This is a genomic window from Pseudomonas sp. TH04 (genome assembly GCF_016651355.1).
Classification (GTDB): domain Bacteria; phylum Pseudomonadota; class Gammaproteobacteria; order Pseudomonadales; family Pseudomonadaceae; genus Aquipseudomonas; species Aquipseudomonas fluorescens.
The window spans coordinates 4,065,545-4,083,460 of record NZ_JAEKEA010000001.1; the positions used below are offsets into that span (position 1 = coordinate 4,065,545).

General features: G+C 60.7%; 15 protein-coding genes. 9 read left to right on the forward strand and 6 right to left on the reverse strand.

Annotated elements, in window-relative coordinates; genetic code table 11:
• Nucleotides 1-19: 19 nt before the first annotated feature.
• Nucleotides 20-964 carry a choline ABC transporter substrate-binding protein gene (locus JFT85_RS18230; RefSeq protein ID WP_069552016.1) on the reverse strand — a complete coding sequence of 315 codons (945 nt, stop codon included), beginning with the start codon at nucleotides 962-964 and terminating at the stop codon, nucleotides 20-22.
• A 193-nt stretch (nucleotides 965-1,157) separates the two neighbouring features.
• Here JFT85_RS18230 and JFT85_RS18235 point away from each other — a divergent pair, with 193 nt between their 5' ends.
• Nucleotides 1,158-2,102 carry a GlxA family transcriptional regulator gene (locus JFT85_RS18235; RefSeq protein WP_053258390.1) on the forward strand — a complete coding sequence of 315 codons (945 nt, stop codon included), beginning with the start codon at nucleotides 1,158-1,160 and terminating at the stop codon, nucleotides 2,100-2,102.
• Nucleotides 2,103-2,170: 68 nt separating this feature from the next.
• On the forward strand, nucleotides 2,171-3,349 hold the full coding sequence (locus JFT85_RS18240) for an AAA family ATPase (RefSeq protein ID WP_053258389.1): 1,179 nt from the start codon (nucleotides 2,171-2,173) through the stop codon (nucleotides 3,347-3,349).
• A 123-nt stretch (nucleotides 3,350-3,472) separates the two neighbouring features.
• On the opposite strand, the gene JFT85_RS18245 is transcribed toward JFT85_RS18240, so the two are convergent.
• From JFT85_RS18245 to JFT85_RS18255, 3 genes are read right to left on the reverse strand one after another with little or no spacing between them, the layout of a single operon-like run.
• Nucleotides 3,473-3,889, reverse strand: a complete 417-nt coding sequence (locus JFT85_RS18245; protein ID WP_053258388.1) for a DUF3010 family protein — start codon at nucleotides 3,887-3,889, stop codon at nucleotides 3,473-3,475.
• Nucleotides 3,890-3,930: 41 nt separating this feature from the next.
• Nucleotides 3,931-4,413 carry a hypothetical protein gene (locus tag JFT85_RS18250; protein WP_078827452.1) on the reverse strand — a complete coding sequence of 161 codons (483 nt, stop codon included), beginning with the start codon at nucleotides 4,411-4,413 and terminating at the stop codon, nucleotides 3,931-3,933.
• Nucleotides 4,414-4,454: 41 nt separating this feature from the next.
• Nucleotides 4,455-4,856 (reverse strand): lysozyme inhibitor LprI family protein, encoded by a 402-nt coding sequence (locus JFT85_RS18255; RefSeq protein WP_053258386.1) that lies wholly within the window; start codon nucleotides 4,854-4,856, stop codon nucleotides 4,455-4,457.
• Between the two features lie 218 nt (nucleotides 4,857-5,074).
• Between JFT85_RS18255 and JFT85_RS18260 the strand changes: the two genes are divergently transcribed.
• From JFT85_RS18260 to etfB, 6 genes are all read left to right on the forward strand, one after another.
• The gene (locus tag JFT85_RS18260) at nucleotides 5,075-6,052 is read left to right on the forward strand and encodes a dipeptidase (protein WP_053258385.1); all 978 of its coding nucleotides are present in this window, start codon (nucleotides 5,075-5,077) and stop codon (nucleotides 6,050-6,052) included.
• A 77-nt stretch (nucleotides 6,053-6,129) separates the two neighbouring features.
• On the forward strand, nucleotides 6,130-6,660 hold the full coding sequence (locus tag JFT85_RS18265; protein WP_016972865.1) for a DUF5943 domain-containing protein: 531 nt from the start codon (nucleotides 6,130-6,132) through the stop codon (nucleotides 6,658-6,660).
• A gap of 15 nt (nucleotides 6,661-6,675) precedes the next feature.
• Nucleotides 6,676-8,736: a dimethylglycine demethylation protein DgcA gene (dgcA, locus tag JFT85_RS18270; RefSeq protein WP_069552019.1), complete on the forward strand. Its 2,061-nt coding sequence runs from the start codon at nucleotides 6,676-6,678 to the stop codon at nucleotides 8,734-8,736.
• A gap of 169 nt (nucleotides 8,737-8,905) precedes the next feature.
• Complete coding sequence (dgcB, locus tag JFT85_RS18275; RefSeq protein ID WP_053258383.1) at nucleotides 8,906-10,849, forward strand: dimethylglycine demethylation protein DgcB; 1,944 nt, start codon at nucleotides 8,906-8,908, stop codon at nucleotides 10,847-10,849.
• Complete coding sequence (gene etfA, locus JFT85_RS18280) at nucleotides 10,849-12,069, forward strand: electron transfer flavoprotein subunit alpha (RefSeq protein WP_053258382.1); 1,221 nt, start codon at nucleotides 10,849-10,851, stop codon at nucleotides 12,067-12,069. The genes dgcB and etfA overlap by 1 nt, the downstream gene beginning before the upstream one ends.
• 10 nt (nucleotides 12,070-12,079) lie before the next feature.
• Entirely contained in the window at nucleotides 12,080-12,850 is a 771-nt protein-coding gene (gene etfB, locus JFT85_RS18285; protein WP_069552028.1) for an electron transfer flavoprotein subunit beta, read from the forward strand.
• 803 nt (nucleotides 12,851-13,653) lie between these two features.
• On the opposite strand, the gene gbcA is transcribed toward etfB, so the two are convergent.
• Nucleotides 13,654-14,949: a glycine-betaine demethylase subunit GbcA gene (gene gbcA / locus JFT85_RS18290; RefSeq protein ID WP_053258380.1), complete on the reverse strand. Its 1,296-nt coding sequence runs from the start codon at nucleotides 14,947-14,949 to the stop codon at nucleotides 13,654-13,656.
• Between the two features lie 283 nt (nucleotides 14,950-15,232).
• Here gbcA and gbcB point away from each other — a divergent pair, with 283 nt between their 5' ends.
• Entirely contained in the window at nucleotides 15,233-16,333 is a 1,101-nt protein-coding gene (gbcB, locus tag JFT85_RS18295; protein ID WP_053258379.1) for a glycine-betaine demethylase subunit GbcB, read from the forward strand.
• Nucleotides 16,334-17,315: 982 nt separating this feature from the next.
• Here the strand turns inward: gbcB and JFT85_RS18300 are convergent.
• Entirely contained in the window at nucleotides 17,316-17,849 is a 534-nt protein-coding gene (locus JFT85_RS18300) for an REP-associated tyrosine transposase (RefSeq protein ID WP_201230242.1), read from the reverse strand.
• Between the last annotated feature and the right edge of the window lie 67 nt (nucleotides 17,850-17,916).

The following is a 17,916-nucleotide window of genomic DNA, read 5'->3' on the forward strand; positions in this document are numbered from 1 at the left end:
TACGGTGATTCGAATCAGGTTATTGGCTGCTCAATTGCAGGTTGGCGGCGGCCGGTTTGCCGTCGAAGGTCGTCACCCCTTCGAGCCAGCGTTGCTGGTCTTGCGGGTGATCCTTGAGCCACTGCTTGGCGGACTCGAACGCGTCCTTGTGATCCAGCAACGGCTGCATCATTCGGCTCTCGTCGGCGGCAGTGAAGGTCAGGTTGGTCAGCAGCTTGTGGATGTTGGGGCACTGTTCGGCGTAGGTCGGCGAAGTGACGCTCCATACGGTGGCCATGCCTTCGTTCGGGCCCAGGGCGTCGTCGCTGCCGGTGAGGTACGTCATCGCGACGTTGACGTTCATCGGGTGTGGCGCCCAGCCGAAGAACACCACGGCTTCCTTGCGGCGCACGGCGCGGTCTACGGCGGCGAGCATGCCGGCCTCACTGGACTCCACCAGTTGGAACTTGCCCAGGCCGAACTGGTTCTTGGCAATCATCGCCTTGATCTGGGTGTTGGCACCCGAGCCCGGCTCGATGCCGTAGATCTTGCCGCCCAGTTCTTTTTCGAACTTGGCGATGTCAGCGAAAGTTTTCAGGCCCTTGTCCGCCAGGTAGGTCGGCACCGCCAGGGTCGCGCGGGCGTCTTCCAGGCTGGGTTTTTCAAGGACCTTGACCTGCTTGGCGTCGACGAACGGGGTGATGGTCTGGGTCATCAGCGGGTTCCAGTAACCCAGGAACAGGTCCAGGCGCTGGTCGCGGATACCGGCGAAGATGATTTGCTGGGAGGCGCTGGTTTGTTTGGTCTTGTAGCCGAGGCCGTCGAGCAACACTTGGGTCATGGCGCTGGTGGCGATTACGTCGGTCCAGTTCACCACGCCCATGCGCACGTTCTGGCAAGAAGCCGCATCGGCGGCCATGACGTTGGTGCTCAAAATGGCGCTGGCGCTGAATGCGAGCACGCAGCGGCTGATCAGTCGGTTCATGGTGGTTCCCTCGGCAGGTTGTTATTGTGGGTTCCGGCGTCTTTGTGCGCCGTGGGATCACGTTACGCAGCTTGCGGGGCGACAAAACGCACGGCGGCGACTCGCTCTTGCACTGCAGCGACCTGCCCCCTTGAATGACCGATTGAACTGGCGTATCACAGTGAGCACGCTGTCCGTCCTACGAGAGCGCACCATGTCCCAGGATTTCTACTTTCTGCTGATGCCGGGCTTCTCTGCCATCGGCTTTATTTCTGCGCTCGAACCGCTGCGGGTCGCCAATCGTTTTCGCGGCGAGCTGTATCGCTGGCACGTATTGAGTGCCGACGGCGGCGCGGTGCTGGCGAGCAATGGCATGTCGGTCAACGCCGACGCTGCGCTGGAGCCGCTGAAAAAGGGCGCGACCCTGCTGGTGGTGGCCGGTTTCGAGCCGCTGCAGTTCGCCACGCCGGCACTGGAACACTGGCTGCGCCGCCTCGACCACGAAGGCGTCACCCTTGGCGCCATCGACACCGGTGCCTGCGTGCTCGCCGAAGCCGGTTTGCTCGACGGCCACCGCCTGACGCTGCACTGGGAAGCCATTGATGCGTTCAAGGAATCTTATCCCCAGCTCACCGTGACCCAGGAGCTGTTCGAGATCGACCGTCGCCGCATCACCTGCGCCGGCGGCACTGCGTCCATCGACCTGATGCTCGACCTGATCGCCCAGGCTCACGGGCCCGACCTGGCGATCCAGGTGTCCGAACAATTCGTGCTCGGCCGCATCCGCCCACGCAAAGACCACCAACGCATGCAGATCGCCACGCGCTACGGCATCAACAACAAGAAGTTGGTGCAGGTGATTGGCGAGATGGAGCAACACACCGAACCGCCGCTGAGCACCTTGGCGCTGGCGGAAGCAATCAAAGTGACGCGGCGGCAGTTGGAGCGGCTGTTTCGCCTGCATTTGAATGACACACCGAGCAACTTCTATTTGGGCTTACGCCTGGAAAAAGCCCGGCAACTGCTGCGCCAGAGCGATATGAGCGTGCTGGAGGTGAGTATTGCGTGCGGGTTTGAGTCGCCGTCGTACTTCACGCGCAGCTATCGGGCGCGGTTTGCCAAGTGCCCGCGGGAAGATCGGCGACGGGAGGTGGTTTGATCGGCAATTATAGTCAATTATACTCATGGCTATAATTTATAGTTGCTTAAATAATTGAGTATAAAACCATGTCCAAGCACAGCGGCTTCGTGTTCCGCCGCCCCACACTGGCAAGTAGCATTGCCGACGGTTTGGTGGGGGCCGGGATCCAGGATTTCACCTCGGGCCTGTTCCTGGCGGCGCCTCGGCGCACCGGCAAAAGCACCTTTTTGCGCGAAGACCTGATCCCGGAGTGCCAGCTCCGGGGTTGGCTGGCGGTGTATGTCGACCTCTGGGCCGACAAAGACAAAGATCCGGCAGAGCTGATCGCCGGCGCAATTGCCGCTGCTCTGGTGCCCTATGAGAAGGGCATTCGCAAACTGGCCAAGAACCTTGGAATCGAAAAACTAAGTTTTCTGCGTACCCTGTCCTGGGACTTTACCAAGCCACAGCTGCCAGTCGGTGCGACGCTGACCCAAGCGTTGGAATTGCTCCACAGTGCTGCCGAAAAACCCGTGGTCCTGGTGATTGACGAAGCGCAGCACGCATTGACCAGCGAGTCAGGGATCAACGCGATGTTTGCGTTGAAGGCTGCCCGGGATCAGCTCAACCAGGGCCGTGACGAGGAGGGGAGCGGCTTGCACCTGGTGTTCACCGGTTCCAATCGCGACAAGCTTGCGCATTTGGTGTTGGGCAAAAGTCAGCCGTTTTTCGGCTCCAGCATCACGCCGTTCCCCTTGCTCGGCAAAGCGTTCACCCAGGCTTACACCGCACACCTCAATGCGCACCTGGCCGACAGCAATCAATTCAGCGCTGTCGACATTGATGAGGCGTTTGAGTTGGTCGGTCATCGTCCCGAGATGCTGCGCACCATCATCGGTGAAGTGGCGCTGGAATTGGGCGAGGCCAGCAATTTGGGCCAGCTGCTGCACAGCCGTGCCGAACTATTGCGCGCGGGGGTATGGACTGAATTCGAAAGCGCCTGGAACAACCTCACCATCCCCCAGCGTGCCGTGCTGGAAGTGATGGTGGCGCGATCGCGCGCCAACGAGCCCTTCGCGCCCTTCACGGACAGCACCCTCACGGCCGTCAGCAAAGCCCTGGAGGGCATGGGCAGCGACGTGGTGCCGGGCACCCAGACGATTCAGGCCTGTATCGATGCCCTGCGCGACAAAGAGCTGGTGTGGAAGTCGAGCCGGGGCGGGTATGCCCTGGAAGACAAATCCTTTGGTGATTGGCTGCTGTACAAAAACCGTACACCGAACTGAAGACACCCTAAATCAAAGGTGGGAGCGGGCTTGCTCGCGAATGCGGTGTATCAGTAGGCACATCTGTTACTGACACACCGCATTCGCGAGCAAGCCCGCTCCCACACTGATGTGTGGTGTGGCTTATTTCTTTACCAGTGCCGAACACGCTGCCTTGTAGGCCTCATGCTGATACTTGTTCAGCGACGCCGGTAGCTCAAAATCGTGCTTCTTGTTCTGCGCATTAATGGTCTGCGGCGATAGCAACGTCACCTCAACCCCGTCCAGCAATTGAAACACCCCTTCAATCTTGAAGGTGGTCGGGCCACCGGCGAATTCGCCTTTCTTGCTGCGCTTCTTGATCGCGATGCGGGTGATGGCATTTGCCTGCACGAATGCCTTCAGCTGGGCGGCGAAGGCTTTGACGTTGGCGGCCTCGTCGTCGTCTTCCAGGGCGATTTTCTTGGTGGCCAGGGCGACGTGGGTCAGCGCCTGATTCTCCAGGGAGGCGACGGCGATGATGGCTTCGCTGCCCTTGATTTCGATGCCGCAAATAGTCATGCAATGGCCTATTAAATAAAGTGGAGGCTGAGTGGCGAGTATCAGTAATGCCGGTCTTCTTCTTGATGTTGATAGATCTGATGTGCCGTCCAGAACATCAGTATCGCGAACACCATCACCAAGCCGACGCTTACGCTCATGATGTAGAAGTTAGGCGAACTCGATTTAAGGTTCGCCTTGATGTTATGCACCGTTGGAAACCATTTTGAGTACACCACGGGGACCGGGCTGCCCACTTCGTAGCCAGGGTCGTCGATGTAGCTGCTGTTGTTCACCATGCCTTCGATGCGTTGGCCTTCATGGTCGAAGGCGTAATACACGTTGGTGCTTGAGGCCCAGGCGCTGAGGCTTTCCAGTTGGGTGATGTGCCCGATGGTTTCGATGGGCGCCGCCTTTATCAGTGCAAAAGGAGCACCCCGGCTCACTGACAAGCTCAGCATCAGCGACAGTATCAGCATGGCCAAAAACAGCAGGGCGGCGCGCGTGTAGAGGAAATCCCTCTGCGCTTCGCGTGGGTAATACATGTGAATTCCTTTTCAATAATCCTGGAAGCTTTGAATCTGGCTTATTCCTGGCCAATCGACTCCAAAAACTCCGACCGCTCATCACTCATCCGCGCCAGGCAATCATTCTGCTGAATCGCATAGTCCTTGCTGCCGTTCACCGCTGGGAAGGTGTCCACGGCGCAATCGGCATCACGCAGTTTTTCCCACTTCTGCTGGGCATCCTTCAGACGAGCGGTAATGTCGGCCAGTTGTGACTTGTTGCTGCCATAGGTCGAACCCATGCGTTCCAGCAGGCCTTGGTAGTTATCCTTGAGCAATTGCTCGGCGGTGGTTTTGTTGAAAGTCGCGCATTCCAGGGTTTGCTTGTCGTTCTCGATGCCATCGCACGGCGTGCTGTCGGTGTCTTCGGCCGCATGGACGCCGGTTGCGATGAGTGCCAAAGCCAGGAAAATCGATTTCATTGCGCCGTCTCATATCAGGTGATGCGGAATTCTGGCTCAAGCGTAAGACAAAGAACAGTCGTCAGTCAGACGTGTCATGTAGGCCTTTGTCGTGGATTGACGCTTTCGGCAATTCCCCTGTCGTTTTTGCACCCGGCTCGGGTTGCCCCTGGGCATATGCTGGCCCCAAAGCGCCGGCAGACGATTCGGCGCATGAATCGCCAATAAGGGGACGCCTGATGAGCCCAGCCGAATTGCACGCCGACAGCATCGTTATCGACGGGCTGATTATCGCCAAGTGGAATCGCGACCTGTTCGAGGACATGCGCAAAGGTGGCCTGACCGCCGCCAACTGCACCGTGTCGGTGTGGGAAGGGTTCCAGGCCACGATCAATAACATTGTGGCCAGCCAGACCCTGATTCGTGAGAACAGCGATTTGGTGATCCCGGTGAAAACCACCGCCGACATCCGCAAAGCCAAGGAACAGGGCAAGACCGGCATCATCTTCGGCTTCCAGAACGCCCATGCGTTTGAAGACCAACTGGGCTACGTCGAGATCTTCAAGCAGCTCGGCGTCGGTGTGGTGCAGATGTGCTACAACACCCAGAACCTCGTCGGCACTGGCTGCTACGAACGCGACGGCGGCCTGTCGGGTTTCGGCCGTGAGATCGTTGCCGAGATGAACCGCGTCGGCATCATGTGCGACCTGTCCCACGTCGGCTCCAAGACTTCCGAAGAAGTCATCCTCGAATCGAAAAAACCAGTGTGCTACTCCCACTGTCTGCCGTCGGGCCTCAAAGAGCACCCGCGCAACAAGTCCGATGAAGAGCTGAAGTTCATTGCCGACCATGGCGGTTTTGTCGGCGTGACCATGTTTGCGCCGTTCCTGGCCAAGGGCATTGATTCGACCATCGACGACTACGCCGAAGCCATCGAATACACCATGAACATCGTCGGTGAAGACGCCATCGGTATCGGCACCGACTTCACCCAGGGCCATGGCCAGGATTTCTTCGAAATGCTGACCCACGACAAGGGTTACGCCCGCCGCCTGACCAGCTTCGGCAAGATCATCAACCCGCTGGGCATCCGCACCGTGGGCGAGTTCCCTAACCTCACCGAGACCCTGCTCAAGCGCGGCCACAGCGAGCGCGTGGTGCGCAAGATCATGGGCGAAAACTGGGTCAATGTCCTCAAAGACGTCTGGGGCGAATAAGCCACCGCTCTCCTAATCCCAGCCCGTTGCCAGTCGCGCAGCGGGCATCAAAACGAATTGTTTGGAGTCAAGTTTCCATGGCCAAGATCGCCCCGCAATTGCCAATCGAAGTCGACAGCGAAACCGGTGTCTGGACCTCCGATGCTCTGCCGATGCTGTACGTGCCGCGCCATTTCTTCGTCAATAACCACATCGGTATCGAAGAAGTACTGGGCGCTGACGCCTACGCCGAAATCCTCTACAAGGCCGGCTACAAATCCGCCTGGCACTGGTGTGAAAAAGAAGCTGAATGCCACGGCCTGGAAGGCGTTGCAGTGTTCGAGCACTACATGAAACGCCTGTCGCAACGCGGCTGGGGCCTGTTCAAGATCCAGGACATCGACCTCGACAAAGGCACTGCCAGCGTCAAGCTCGAACACTCGGCATTCGTCTACGTGTACGGCAAGGTCGGGCGCAAGGTCGACTACATGTTCACGGGTTGGTTCGCCGGCGCCATGGACCAGATTCTGCAAGCGCGCGGCAGCAAAATCCGCACGGTAGCCGAACAAGTCTACGGTGGCTCCGAAGAAGGCCACGACGACGGGCTGTTCACCGTCAAGCCGTTGTAAGTCGAGGACCCTGCCATGGCTTTCGAAGCAATGTTTGCGCCGATCCAGATCGGCAAACTGACCATCCGCAACCGCGTGCTCAGTACCGCCCACGCCGAGGTGTATGCCACCGACGGCGGCATGACCACCGACCGCTATGTGAAGTATTACGAAGAGAAAGCCAAGGGCGGTATCGGCCTGGCGATCTGTGGCGGCTCCTCGGTGGTGGCCATCGACAGCCCGCAGGAATGGTGGAGTTCGGTGAACCTGTCCACCGACCGCATCATCCCGCATTTCCAGAACCTGGCCGATGCCATGCACAAGCATGGCGCCAAGATCATGATCCAGATTACCCACATGGGCCGTCGCTCACGCTGGGACGGCTTCAACTGGCCGACCCTGATGTCGCCGTCCGGCGTGCGTGAGCCGGTGCACCGTGCTACCTGCAAGACCATCGAACCGGAAGAAATCTGGCGCGTGATCGGCAACTACGCCAGCGCCGCCAAACGCGCCAAGGCCGGTGGCCTGGACGGTGTGGAACTGTCCGCCGTGCACCAGCACATGATCGACCAGTTCTGGAGCCCACGGGTCAACAAGCGTACCGACGAATGGGGCGGCACTTTCGAGGGCCGCATGAAGTTCGGCCTGGAAGTGCTCAAAGCCGTGCGCGCCGAGGTCGGTGACGACTTCTGTGTGGGCATGCGCCTGTGTGGCGACGAGTTCCACCCGGACGGCCTGTCCCACGAGGACATGAAGCAGATCGCCAAGTATTACGACGACACCGGCATGCTCGACTTTATTGGCGTGGTGGGTTCGGGTTGCGATACCCACAATACCCTGGCCAACGTGATCCCCAACATGAGTTACCCGCCGGAGCCGTTCCTGCACCTGGCGGCCGGTATCAAGGAAGTGGTCAAGGTTCCCGTGCTGCACGCGCAGAACATCAAGGACCCGAACCAGGCTACGCGCATTCTGGAAGGTGGTTATGTGGACATGGTCGGCATGACCCGTGCGCACATCGCCGACCCGCACCTGATCGCCAAGATCAAAATGGGCCAGATCGACCAGATCAAACAGTGCGTCGGCGCCAACTACTGCATCGACCGCCAATATCAGGGCCTGGATGTGTTGTGCATCCAGAATGCCGCGACCTCCCGTGAATACATGGGCGTGCCGCACATCATCGAGAAATCCACCGGGGCCAAACGCAAAGTCGTGGTGGTCGGTGCCGGCCCGGCCGGGATGGAAGCCGCGCGGGTAGCGGCCGAGCGTGGCCACGACGTAACCCTGTTCGAGAAGAAAGAGTTTATCGGCGGGCAAATCACCACGGCCTCCAAAGCCCCGCAGCGCGACCAGATCGCCGGCATCACCCGTTGGTTCCAGCTGGAATTGGCGCGCTTGAAAGTCGACCTGCGCCTCGGCGTGGCGGCGGATGCCGAGACCATCCTCGATCTGCGGCCTGACATCGTGGTGCTGGCCGTCGGCGGGCATCCGTTTATCGAGCAGAACGAACACTGGGGCGCCGCTGAGGGCCTGGTGGTGAGCAGCTGGGACGTGCTCGACGGCAAAGTCGCGCCGGGCAAGAACGTGCTGGTGTACGACACCATTTGCGAATTCACCGGCATGTCGGTGGCCGACTTCCTCGCCGACAAGGGCAGCCAGGTGGAAATCGTCACCGACGACATCAAGCCTGGCGTGGCGATTGGCGGTACGTCATTCCCGACTTATTACCGCAGCATGTACCCCAAAGAAGTGATCATGACCGGCGACATGATGCTGGAAAAGGTTTACCGCGAGGGCGACAAGCTGGTGGCGGTGCTGGAGAACGAATACACCGGCGCCAAGGAAGAACGCGTGGTTGACCAAGTGGTGGTCGAGAACGGTGTGCGCCCGGACGAAGCCATCTACTACGGGCTCAAGGAAGGTTCGCGCAACAAGGGCCAGATTGACGTCGAAGCCTTGTTCGCGATCAAGCCGCAGCCGTGCTTGAGCGAGGCGGGTGACGGCTACTTGCTGTTCCGCATCGGTGACTGTGTGGCCCAGCGTAATACCCACGCCGCCATCTATGACGCCCTGCGCTTGTGCAAGGATTTCTGACCCGACACTGAGCCACTGTGTACTCGGTCAAGTGTGGGAGGGGGCTTGCTCCCGATAGCGGTGGGTCAGCTACCGATAGAGGAACTGACAGTCCGCCATCGGGAGCAAGCCCCCTCCCACATTAAGGTCGGTCTCACAGTAGACCGGTGTGGTCTTTGGGAGCTTCACCATGTTGAACACCTTGCTGCCTATTCTCTTGTTTGCCGCCCTGGGCCTTGCCGTCCTCGGCGCATTGCGCCGGGTGAACATGTGGCGCCGTGGCCGCGCCTCCAGGGTCGACTTGCTCGGCGGCCTTTTGGCCATGCCCAAGCGCTACATGGTCGACCTGCACCACGTGGTCGCCCGCGACAAATACATCGCCAACACCCACGTCGCCACAGCCCTGGGCTTCGTACTGTCGGCGCTGTTGGCGATTCTGGTTCACGGCTTCGGCCTGCATAACCGCATCCTCGGCTACGCGTTGTTGCTCGCCTCGGTGCTGATGTTTGTCGGCGCCACGTTCGTCTACCTGCGTCGGCGCAATCCGCCGTCACGCCTGTCGAAAGGCCCGTGGATGCGCCTGCCGAAAAGCCTGATGGCATTCTCGGTGAGCTTCTTCCTGGTGACCTTGCCGGTGGCCGGGGTTCTGCCGGCTGACTTCGGCGGCTGGCTGCTCGCGGCACTGCTCGGCGTCGGCGTGTTGTGGGGCGTGTCCGAGATGTTCTTCGGCATGACGTGGGGCGGCCCGATGAAGCACGCCTTCGCCGGCGCGCTGCACCTGGCCTGGCACCGCCGCGCCGAACGCTTTGGTGGCGGCCGCTCCACCGGTTTGAAGCCGCTGGACTTGAGCGATAAAACCGCGCCACTGGGCGTGGAAAAACCCAAGGATTTCACCTGGAACCAGCTGCTCGGCTTCGACGCCTGCGTGCAATGCGGCAAGTGCGAGGCCGCGTGCCCGGCCTTTGCGGCCGGCCAGCCGTTGAACCCGAAGAAGCTGATCCAGGACATGGTGGTTGGCCTGGCCGGCGGCACCGATGCCAATTTTGCCGGCAGCCCGTATCCAGGCAAGCCGATTGGCGCACACAGCGGCAACCCGCATCAGCCAATCGTCAACGGCCTGGTGGACGCCGAGACCCTGTGGTCGTGCACCACCTGCCGGGCCTGTGTGGAAGAGTGCCCGATGATGATCGAGCACGTGGATGCGATCGTCGACATGCGCCGCCATCTCACTCTGGAAAAAGGCGCCACGCCGAACAAGGGCGCCGAAGTCCTCGAAAACCTGATCGCCACTGATAACCCCGGCGGCTTCGCACCGGGTGGTCGCCTGAACTGGGCGGCGGATTTGAACCTGCCGCTGCTCAGCGACACAGGCAGCACCGAGGTGTTGTTCTGGGTGGGCGACGGTGCCTTCGACATGCGTAATCAGCGCACCCTGCGGGCCTTCGTCAAGGTGCTGAAAGCGGCCAACGTCGACTTTGCGGTGTTGGGCCTGGAGGAGCGCGACAGCGGTGATGTGGCGCGGCGTCTGGGGGACGAGGCGACTTTCCAGCTGCTGGCGGCGCGCAATATCCAGACCCTGGCCAAGTACAGCTTCAAACGCATCGTCACCTGCGACCCGCACAGTTTCCATGTGCTGAAAAACGAATACGGCGCCTTCAACGGCAACTACCTGGTGCAGCACCACAGCACGTTCATGGCCGAGCTGATCGGCGAAGGTGCGTTGAACCTGGGGCAGCACAAGGGCAATAGCGTGACTTATCACGACCCGTGCTACCTCGGCCGCTACAACGGCGAATACGAGGCGCCGCGCCAAGTGCTGCGCGCGCTGGGTATCGAGGTCAAGGAGATGCAACGCTCCGGTTTCCGCTCGCGCTGCTGTGGCGGCGGGGGCGGTGCGCCCATCACCGATATCCCCGGCAAGCAACGTATCCCGGATATGCGCATGGAAGACATCCGCGAAACCGGCGCCGAGCTGGTGGCCGTAGGCTGCCCGCAATGCACGGCGATGCTCGAAGGCGTCGTCGAACCGCGCCCATTGATCAAGGATATTGCCGAACTGGTCGCTGACGCCTTGCTCGAAGACACCGCCCCGGTGAAAGCCCCTATCAAGCGTGAACCTGCGGAGGTGCATTGATGAGCGACATTATCCGCCGCGATCCACGGGCCGAATGGATCGCCCGTAACCGCCTGCATCCGCTGCATGCGGCGATGCAGCCACAGCAACACAGTTGGATGGGGCCTAACGGCGTCATCCGCAAAAACGTACATGGTGTCGGTTTTATCGGCCCCAACGGCCTCAAGCGTATTGACCGCAGCGGTGCCCAGCAGGGCGGGACGGCCAAGCGTACGGCGGCGGCGGAAGTACAATTGCCGCTGCACCAGGTGCCGGCGCCGGCGTTCTACATCAACGTGGTGCCCGACATGGTCGGCGGCCGCCTGAGCAGCCACGACCGCGACCTGCTCGGCCTGGCCCGACAACTTGCCGGCAGCGACGGCGCCGTGCTGGCGGTGGTGTTCGGCGAACACAAGGAAAACGCTTTTGCGACGGCGGGCGTTGATCGCCTGCTGGTGCTCGAAGGCCACGCGTTCGACGGTTATTCACCGGAGCAACGCGTCCAGGGCCTGCGGGCTGTGGATAACCAGTTCAACCCGCGTCATTGGTTGCTGCCGGACAGTCGCAGTGGCGGCGGCGAGTTGGGCCGGCGTTTTGCGGCGAGCCTCAAGGAGCGCCCCGCCACGCGGGTCTGGCAAATCAAAGGTGAGGAGTGCATCGGGCGTGCCGGTGCGGGCCAGGAGGACTTGGCTCGACCGTTGCCACGCCTGATTCTCGCCGCAGCCGAATGTGCCGATCCGGTCAGCGACACGCGCCACGAAGTGTTGCCCGTGGAGTTATCCACAGCCTTGGCGCGCAGCTTGTCGCGGATCGAAGACCTCGGCGCCGTGGCAGTCGACCCGGCGGCGATTCCCATGGCCGAAGCGGAGTTTATTTTCTCCGGCGGTAACGGCGTGAAGGACTGGGCCTTGTTCCACCAGACTGCAGCCGCCCTCGGTGCTACCGAAGGCGCCTCGCGGGTGGCGGTGGACGACGGCTTTATGGCGCGTGATCGCCAGGTCGGCGCCAGTGGTACCTGGGTCACCGCGCGGGTGTATGTGGCTGTGGGGATTTCCGGGGCGATCCAGCACCTGCAAGGCATCGGTGCCTGCGACAAGGTGGTGGCCATCAACCTCGACCCGGGCTGCGACATGATCAAGCGTGCCGACCTGTCGGTGATCGGCGAAAGCGCCGCGATTCTGCAAGCCTTGATCGATGCGGTGCAGGTTTACCGCAACGGCGCCAAGCGCGATGCAGCTTAGGGACATGACCATGACGACGAATGTAATCAGCCTGGTTTCCATCGGTGCCCACCCCACCTCCGGTCGCCCGCGCCGTGCCGAGCAGGATGCGCGTGCCGTCGAGCTGGGCCTGCAAATGGCTGGGGATAAGTTGCAGGTGTTGCACGCCGGCAATCTCCACGAACCGACCTTGCGCAGCTACCTGGGCATGGGCTTGGCGCAATTGCACGTGTTGGAACAGCCGGCTGGCGCTGATGCGTTGCCGGTGCTCAGTGAATATTTGCGCGACGCCGGCGCCCAGGTGGTGCTCACCGGCACCCAGGCGGAAACCGGCGAGGGCTCGGGCATGTTGCCGTTCCTGCTGGCCGAGCAATTGGGCTGGCCGCTGATTGTCGGGCTGGCGCAGGTGGAGTCCATCGACGGCGGCGTGGCCCATGTGCTGCAAGCCTTGCCGCGCGGTCAGCGGCGGCGTTTGAAAGTGCGCCTGCCGTTTCTGGCGACTGTGGATAACGCCGCGCCCAAACCCCGGCAAAGCGCTTATGGCCCTGCGCAACGCGGGGAGCTGGCGGCCCATGAGGTCGAGATTGAGCACGACGAGTTATTCACCGCCGCTGTACTGCAACCCGCCAAGCCACGGCCCAAGCGCCTCAAGGTGATCAAGGCGAAAAGTGGCGCGGACCGCATGAAGGCGGCCACGGCCAAAGCCAGCGGCGGCGGTGGGCAGGTGCTCAAGGGGCTTAGCCCTGAAGCGGGGGCAGACGCCATTCTCAAGTTACTGATAGAAGAAGGCGTCGTGCGCTGATTGCCCTGTGGGAGTGGGCTTGCGTGGGAGCTGGCAAGCCCGACTCCCCCAGAAAGCAGGATTACCCACAATCCCTGTTGACCCACCTGTGGATAACCTGTTCGCGGCTGTCCACACCCCCTGTATATCAAGCCCTGCAGCCCTCTGTACGAAAAACAACCAAGCTAACCAGCGGTTTTTCCTGGGGTTTTCCCATGAATAAGTTTTTTCGCCGGTACCGACTTGCCCCCAAAGTCTGTTGGCGCTTCTGTGGATAAGATGTTCGCTATCGGCTGCAGGCCACGTCAATAAAGGCTTTCACTTGGGGGGTCAATAATTGATCAATTCAGGCTGTTTGCTGACTCAAAACCCTGAAACCCCCGATTTATGAAGGTTTCACGCGGTTTTCCACAGCGCTGGCAAAGTTGCCCCCAAAGTCTGTTGGTGCTTCTGTGGATAAGGTGTTCGCGTACTGCTACAGGCCATGCCATTCGTGGCTTTCACAGGGTTGATCAATAAATGATCAGGTGGGGTTGAAACCGGACTGATTGAATAAGTCACGGATTTTCTTCAGCTATTTTCAGCCGGCAGACGCACTTGCCCACAATTGCTGTGGGTGGCTTTGTGGATAAGTTGTTGGGCAAAGGCTGGAGGGCTTGGCGGTAAAGGGCTGCGAGGGAGTTGATCGTTTCTTGAACAGTGTGAAGACCTGATGTAGGCGCGGGCTTGCTCGCGAAGGCGGTGTGTCAGTCGCCAGACAGGCTGGCTGATCCACTGCATTCGCGAGCAAGCCCGCTTCCACATTTTGATCTGTGGTGTAGCGGTTATTCGTGTACGGCCACGCCCTTGAGGTAAGGCGCTGGCGCAGCCCCCAGGTTGCTCAGCATCCGTTCGCTGTACCAATCCACAAAGTTCACCACGCCGAACTCATACGTTTTGGAATACGGCCCGGGTTGGTAAGCCGTGGAGTTGATCCCGCGCTGGTTTTCTTCGGCCAGGCGACGGTCCTGATCGTTGGTGGCGTCCCAGACCTGGCGCATGCGCTCGACGTCGTAGTCCACACCTTCCACGGCGTCCTTGTGCACGATCCACTTGGTGGTGACCATGGTTTCCTGGGCACTGATCGGCCACACGGTGAACACGATGATGTGGTCGCCCATGCAGTGGTTCCAGGAGTGCGGCAGGTGCAGGATGCGCATCGAGCCCAGGTCCGGGTTCTTGATGCGGCCCATCAGCTTGTTGCAGCCTTGCTTGCCGTCCAGGGTCATCGACACCGTGCCTTTGAGCAGCGGCATGCGCACGATACGGTTACGCAGGCCGAAACTGGCGTGGGCGTAAGGGATTTTCTCGGCGTCCCAGGCCGCGGCCGAAGCGGCGACGTGGTCCTTGAAGGCCTGGTCGGCGCGCGGGTCGGTAACGTCGTCCCATTCCAGCAGGGTTTTCAGCAGTTCCGGGTGCGACGCGTTGCAGTGGTAGCACTCGCGGTTGTTTTCCAGCACCAGCTTCCAGTTGGCTTTTTCAAACAAGGTGGTGGTAATCGCCACCTTGGTGTTCTCCATGTCGTACGGTTCCATGTAGTGGTTCAGCGTCGACAGGAAGTCATCAATAGCCGGCGGATTCTCTGCCAGGCTGATGAAGATATAGCCGCCGGCGGTCTTCACGTTCACCGGTTTGAGGCCGTATTGCTTCATGTCGAAGTCGGCACCCATCTCGGTACCGGCGAACAGCAGGCGGCCGTCCAGCTCGTAGGTCCATTGGTGGTAGTGGCAGACCAGTTTGGCGACTTTGCCTTTGTCGCTGGTGCACAAGCGCGAACCACGGTGGCGGCACACGTTGTGGAACGCATGCACCACGCCCTCGGCGCCACGGATCACGATGATCGGGTTCTTGCCCACTTGCAGGGTCAAGTAGTTGCCCTTGGTGGGGATCTCGCAGGTCATGCCGGCGATCAACCACTCTTTCTGGAAGATCTCCTGCATGTCGATATCAAACAGCCGCTCATCAGAGTAAAACGGCTGCGGCAGCGAAAAGGTGCGCTCACGCTCTTGCAGCATTTGCGCGGTGGCCTTGCGTGCGGGTTCCAGCGGATCGCCCAAGCTTAAGGTTGCGGTGACGTCCATCGTGTGTGTCCTCAGGGCCATTCTGTGTGGCCGGCGAATAGTGGCTACGGTTGGTGCTATGCAAGGCGTAAAGAAAGCGTAGTTGTTGGGAGCGAGTGTGGGGCCGGCGAACACCAGAACCTTATCCATGAGCGACATGGCCCACTCTGATCCCGACGCGCAACCCCCGTGGTATGGGGGCTGGTCGCGATAAGTATGTGAATGTCGCAGATAGGTAAATGGGTGATTCGCGCGTTACGCAGAATCGCCACCATAAGGCCGAATATCGGCGGTGGAGAACAGCATGTCCAACAGCTTCCTGAATCCGGTAACGACCCAGACCTGGGCCAATGGTCGGCACATCGTCCGTTGCGTCAAAGTCATCCAGGAAACCTGGGACGTGCGCACCTTCTGCTTTATGGCCGACCAGCCGATCCTGTTCTTCTTCAAGCCGGGGCAGTTCGTCACGCTGGAGCTGGAAATCGATGGCCAGCCGATCATGCGTTCCTACACCATTTCCAGTTCACCGTCGGTGCCCTACAGCTTTTCGGTAACGATCAAGCGCGTACCCGGCGGTAAAGTCTCCAACTGGTTGCACGACACCCTGCATGAAGGCCAGGAGTTGGCGGTGCACGGGCCGGTCGGGCTGTTCAATGCCATCGACTTCAGTAACCCCAAAGTCCTGTACCTCAGCGGCGGCGTCGGGATTACGCCGGTGATGTCCATGGCGCGCTGGTATTACGACACCAACGCCAACGTCGATATGACGTTTATCCACAGTGCCCGCTCGCCCAAAGACATCATTTACCACCGCGAGCTGGAACACATGGCGTCGCGGATCGACAACTTCAGCCTGCACCTGATCTGCGAGAAACACGGCCTGGGCGAGCCTTGGGCGGGTTATCGCGGCTACCTGAATCACAAGATGCTCGAACTGATGGCGCCCGACTTCCTGGAGCGTGAGGTGTTCTGCTGCGGCCCTACGCCGTACATGAACGCAGTGAAGCGCCTGTTGGAAGCGTCTGGTTTTGACATGACGCGTTACCACGAGGAGTCCTTCGGCGCCACGCCACCGGAAGCCCGTGCCGATGCGGTAGAGCAAGCCGAACAAGCCGCCGATGCGCCGGAAATCGACCTGGCAGACCTGCATCAAGTGGAATTCATCGCTTCCGGCAAAAGCATCCGTGTGGCGCCGGGCGAAACGGTGCACGCGGCGGCGGCCAAGCTGGGCCTGTTGATTCCGAAAGCCTGCGGCATGGGTATTTGCGGCACGTGCAAGGTGATGAAACTGGGCGGGGAGGTCGAGATGGACCACAACGGCGGGATCACCGAAGAAGACGAAGCCGAGGGTTACATCCTGTCGTGCTGCAGCGTACCGAAGGGCGATGTGCGCATCGAGTTCTAACCCCGCACCAGATCGTTCCCACGCGCCGCGTGGTAACGCCTCCTGGGACGCTCCGCGTCCCGACCTGTGCACGTTGTGACGCAGAGCGTCACGGGCAGCATACCCACGCAGAGCGTGGGCACGATCCCCCGCACCAGATCGTTCCCACGCTCCGCGTGGTAACGCCTCCTGGGACGCTCCGCGTCCCGACCTGTGCACGTTGTGACGCAGAGCGTCACGGGCCGCATACCCACGCAGAGCGTGGGGACGATCCTCCGCACCAGATCGTTCCCACGCTCCGCGTGGTAACGCCTCCTGGGGCGCTCCGCGTCCCGACCTGTGCACGTTGTGACGCAGAGCGTCACGGGCAGCATACCCACGCAGAGCGTGGGCACGATCCCCCGCACCAGATCGTTCCCACGCTCCGCGTGGTAACGCCTCCTGGGACGCTCCGCGTCCCGACCTGTGCACGTTGTGACGCAGAGCGTCACGGGCAGCATACCCACGCAGAGCGTGGGCACGATCTCCCGCATCAGATCGTTCCCACGCTCCGCGTGGTAACGCCTCCTGGGGCGCTCCGCGTCACGACCTGTGCACGTTGTGACGCAGAGCGTCACGGGCCGCATACCCACGCAGAGCGTGGGGACGATCCTCCGCACCAGATCGTTCCCACGCTCCGCGTGGTAACGCCTCCTGGGACGCTCCGCGTCCCGACCTGTGCACGTTGTGACGCGGAGCGTCACGGGCAGCATACCCACGCAGAGCGTGGGGACGATCCTCCGCACCAGATCGTTCCCACGCTCCGCGTGGTAACGCCTCCTGGGGCGCTCCGCGTCCCGACCTGTGCACGTTGTGACGCAGAGCGTCACGGGCCGCATACCCACGCAGAGCGTGGGCACGATCTCCCGCATCAGATCGTTCCCACGCTCCGCGTGGTAACGCCTCCTGGGACGCTCCGCGTCCCGACCTGTGCACGTTGTGACGCGGAGCGTGGGAACGATCATCAGTACCAGCGTTGTATGTCTATTAAACCCTCACTGCCCGCGTAATTGCGGGCGCTGGAGTATCGCCAGTGCTCGGGCAAATCTACATACCCTCGCTTTACCGGGTTGCAGTGGATGTAATCCAGTTTTTGGCGCATCACTGTTTCGCTGTACACCAATTCGGCATGTGAGCCTTCCTGCCAAAGCTGATAAATCCGATCCGCCTTGTGGGCTCGTTTGCTGAAACGCAGGCGTTGCAATGCACGCTCGGCACCTTTGCTTTGCAGGTCATCAATGATGGTGCGAGCAGTGAAGGATTTGAATTGACTGACGCACTTGCATAGGTCCGGCGCTTGGGCGACGAAGTGCAGGTGGTTTTCGAGAATGACGTAGCCAAACAGGCTTAGCGCATGGTGCTTTTGCTGATATCGCCAACAATCCAGGAGATGGCTCACGAGGTAGTCGCGAGTAAACAGCGGTAGCCACTCCATGACCGTGCATGTTAGGAAATGCGGTTTTTCGGGTTCGGTTATGACGTAGCGGCTTCTGCCCATCTGTTTATTCGTCCTCGAAACGAGGTGTGGCGTGGACGCAGAGAGCGTCCCAGCAGGTGTTCCCACG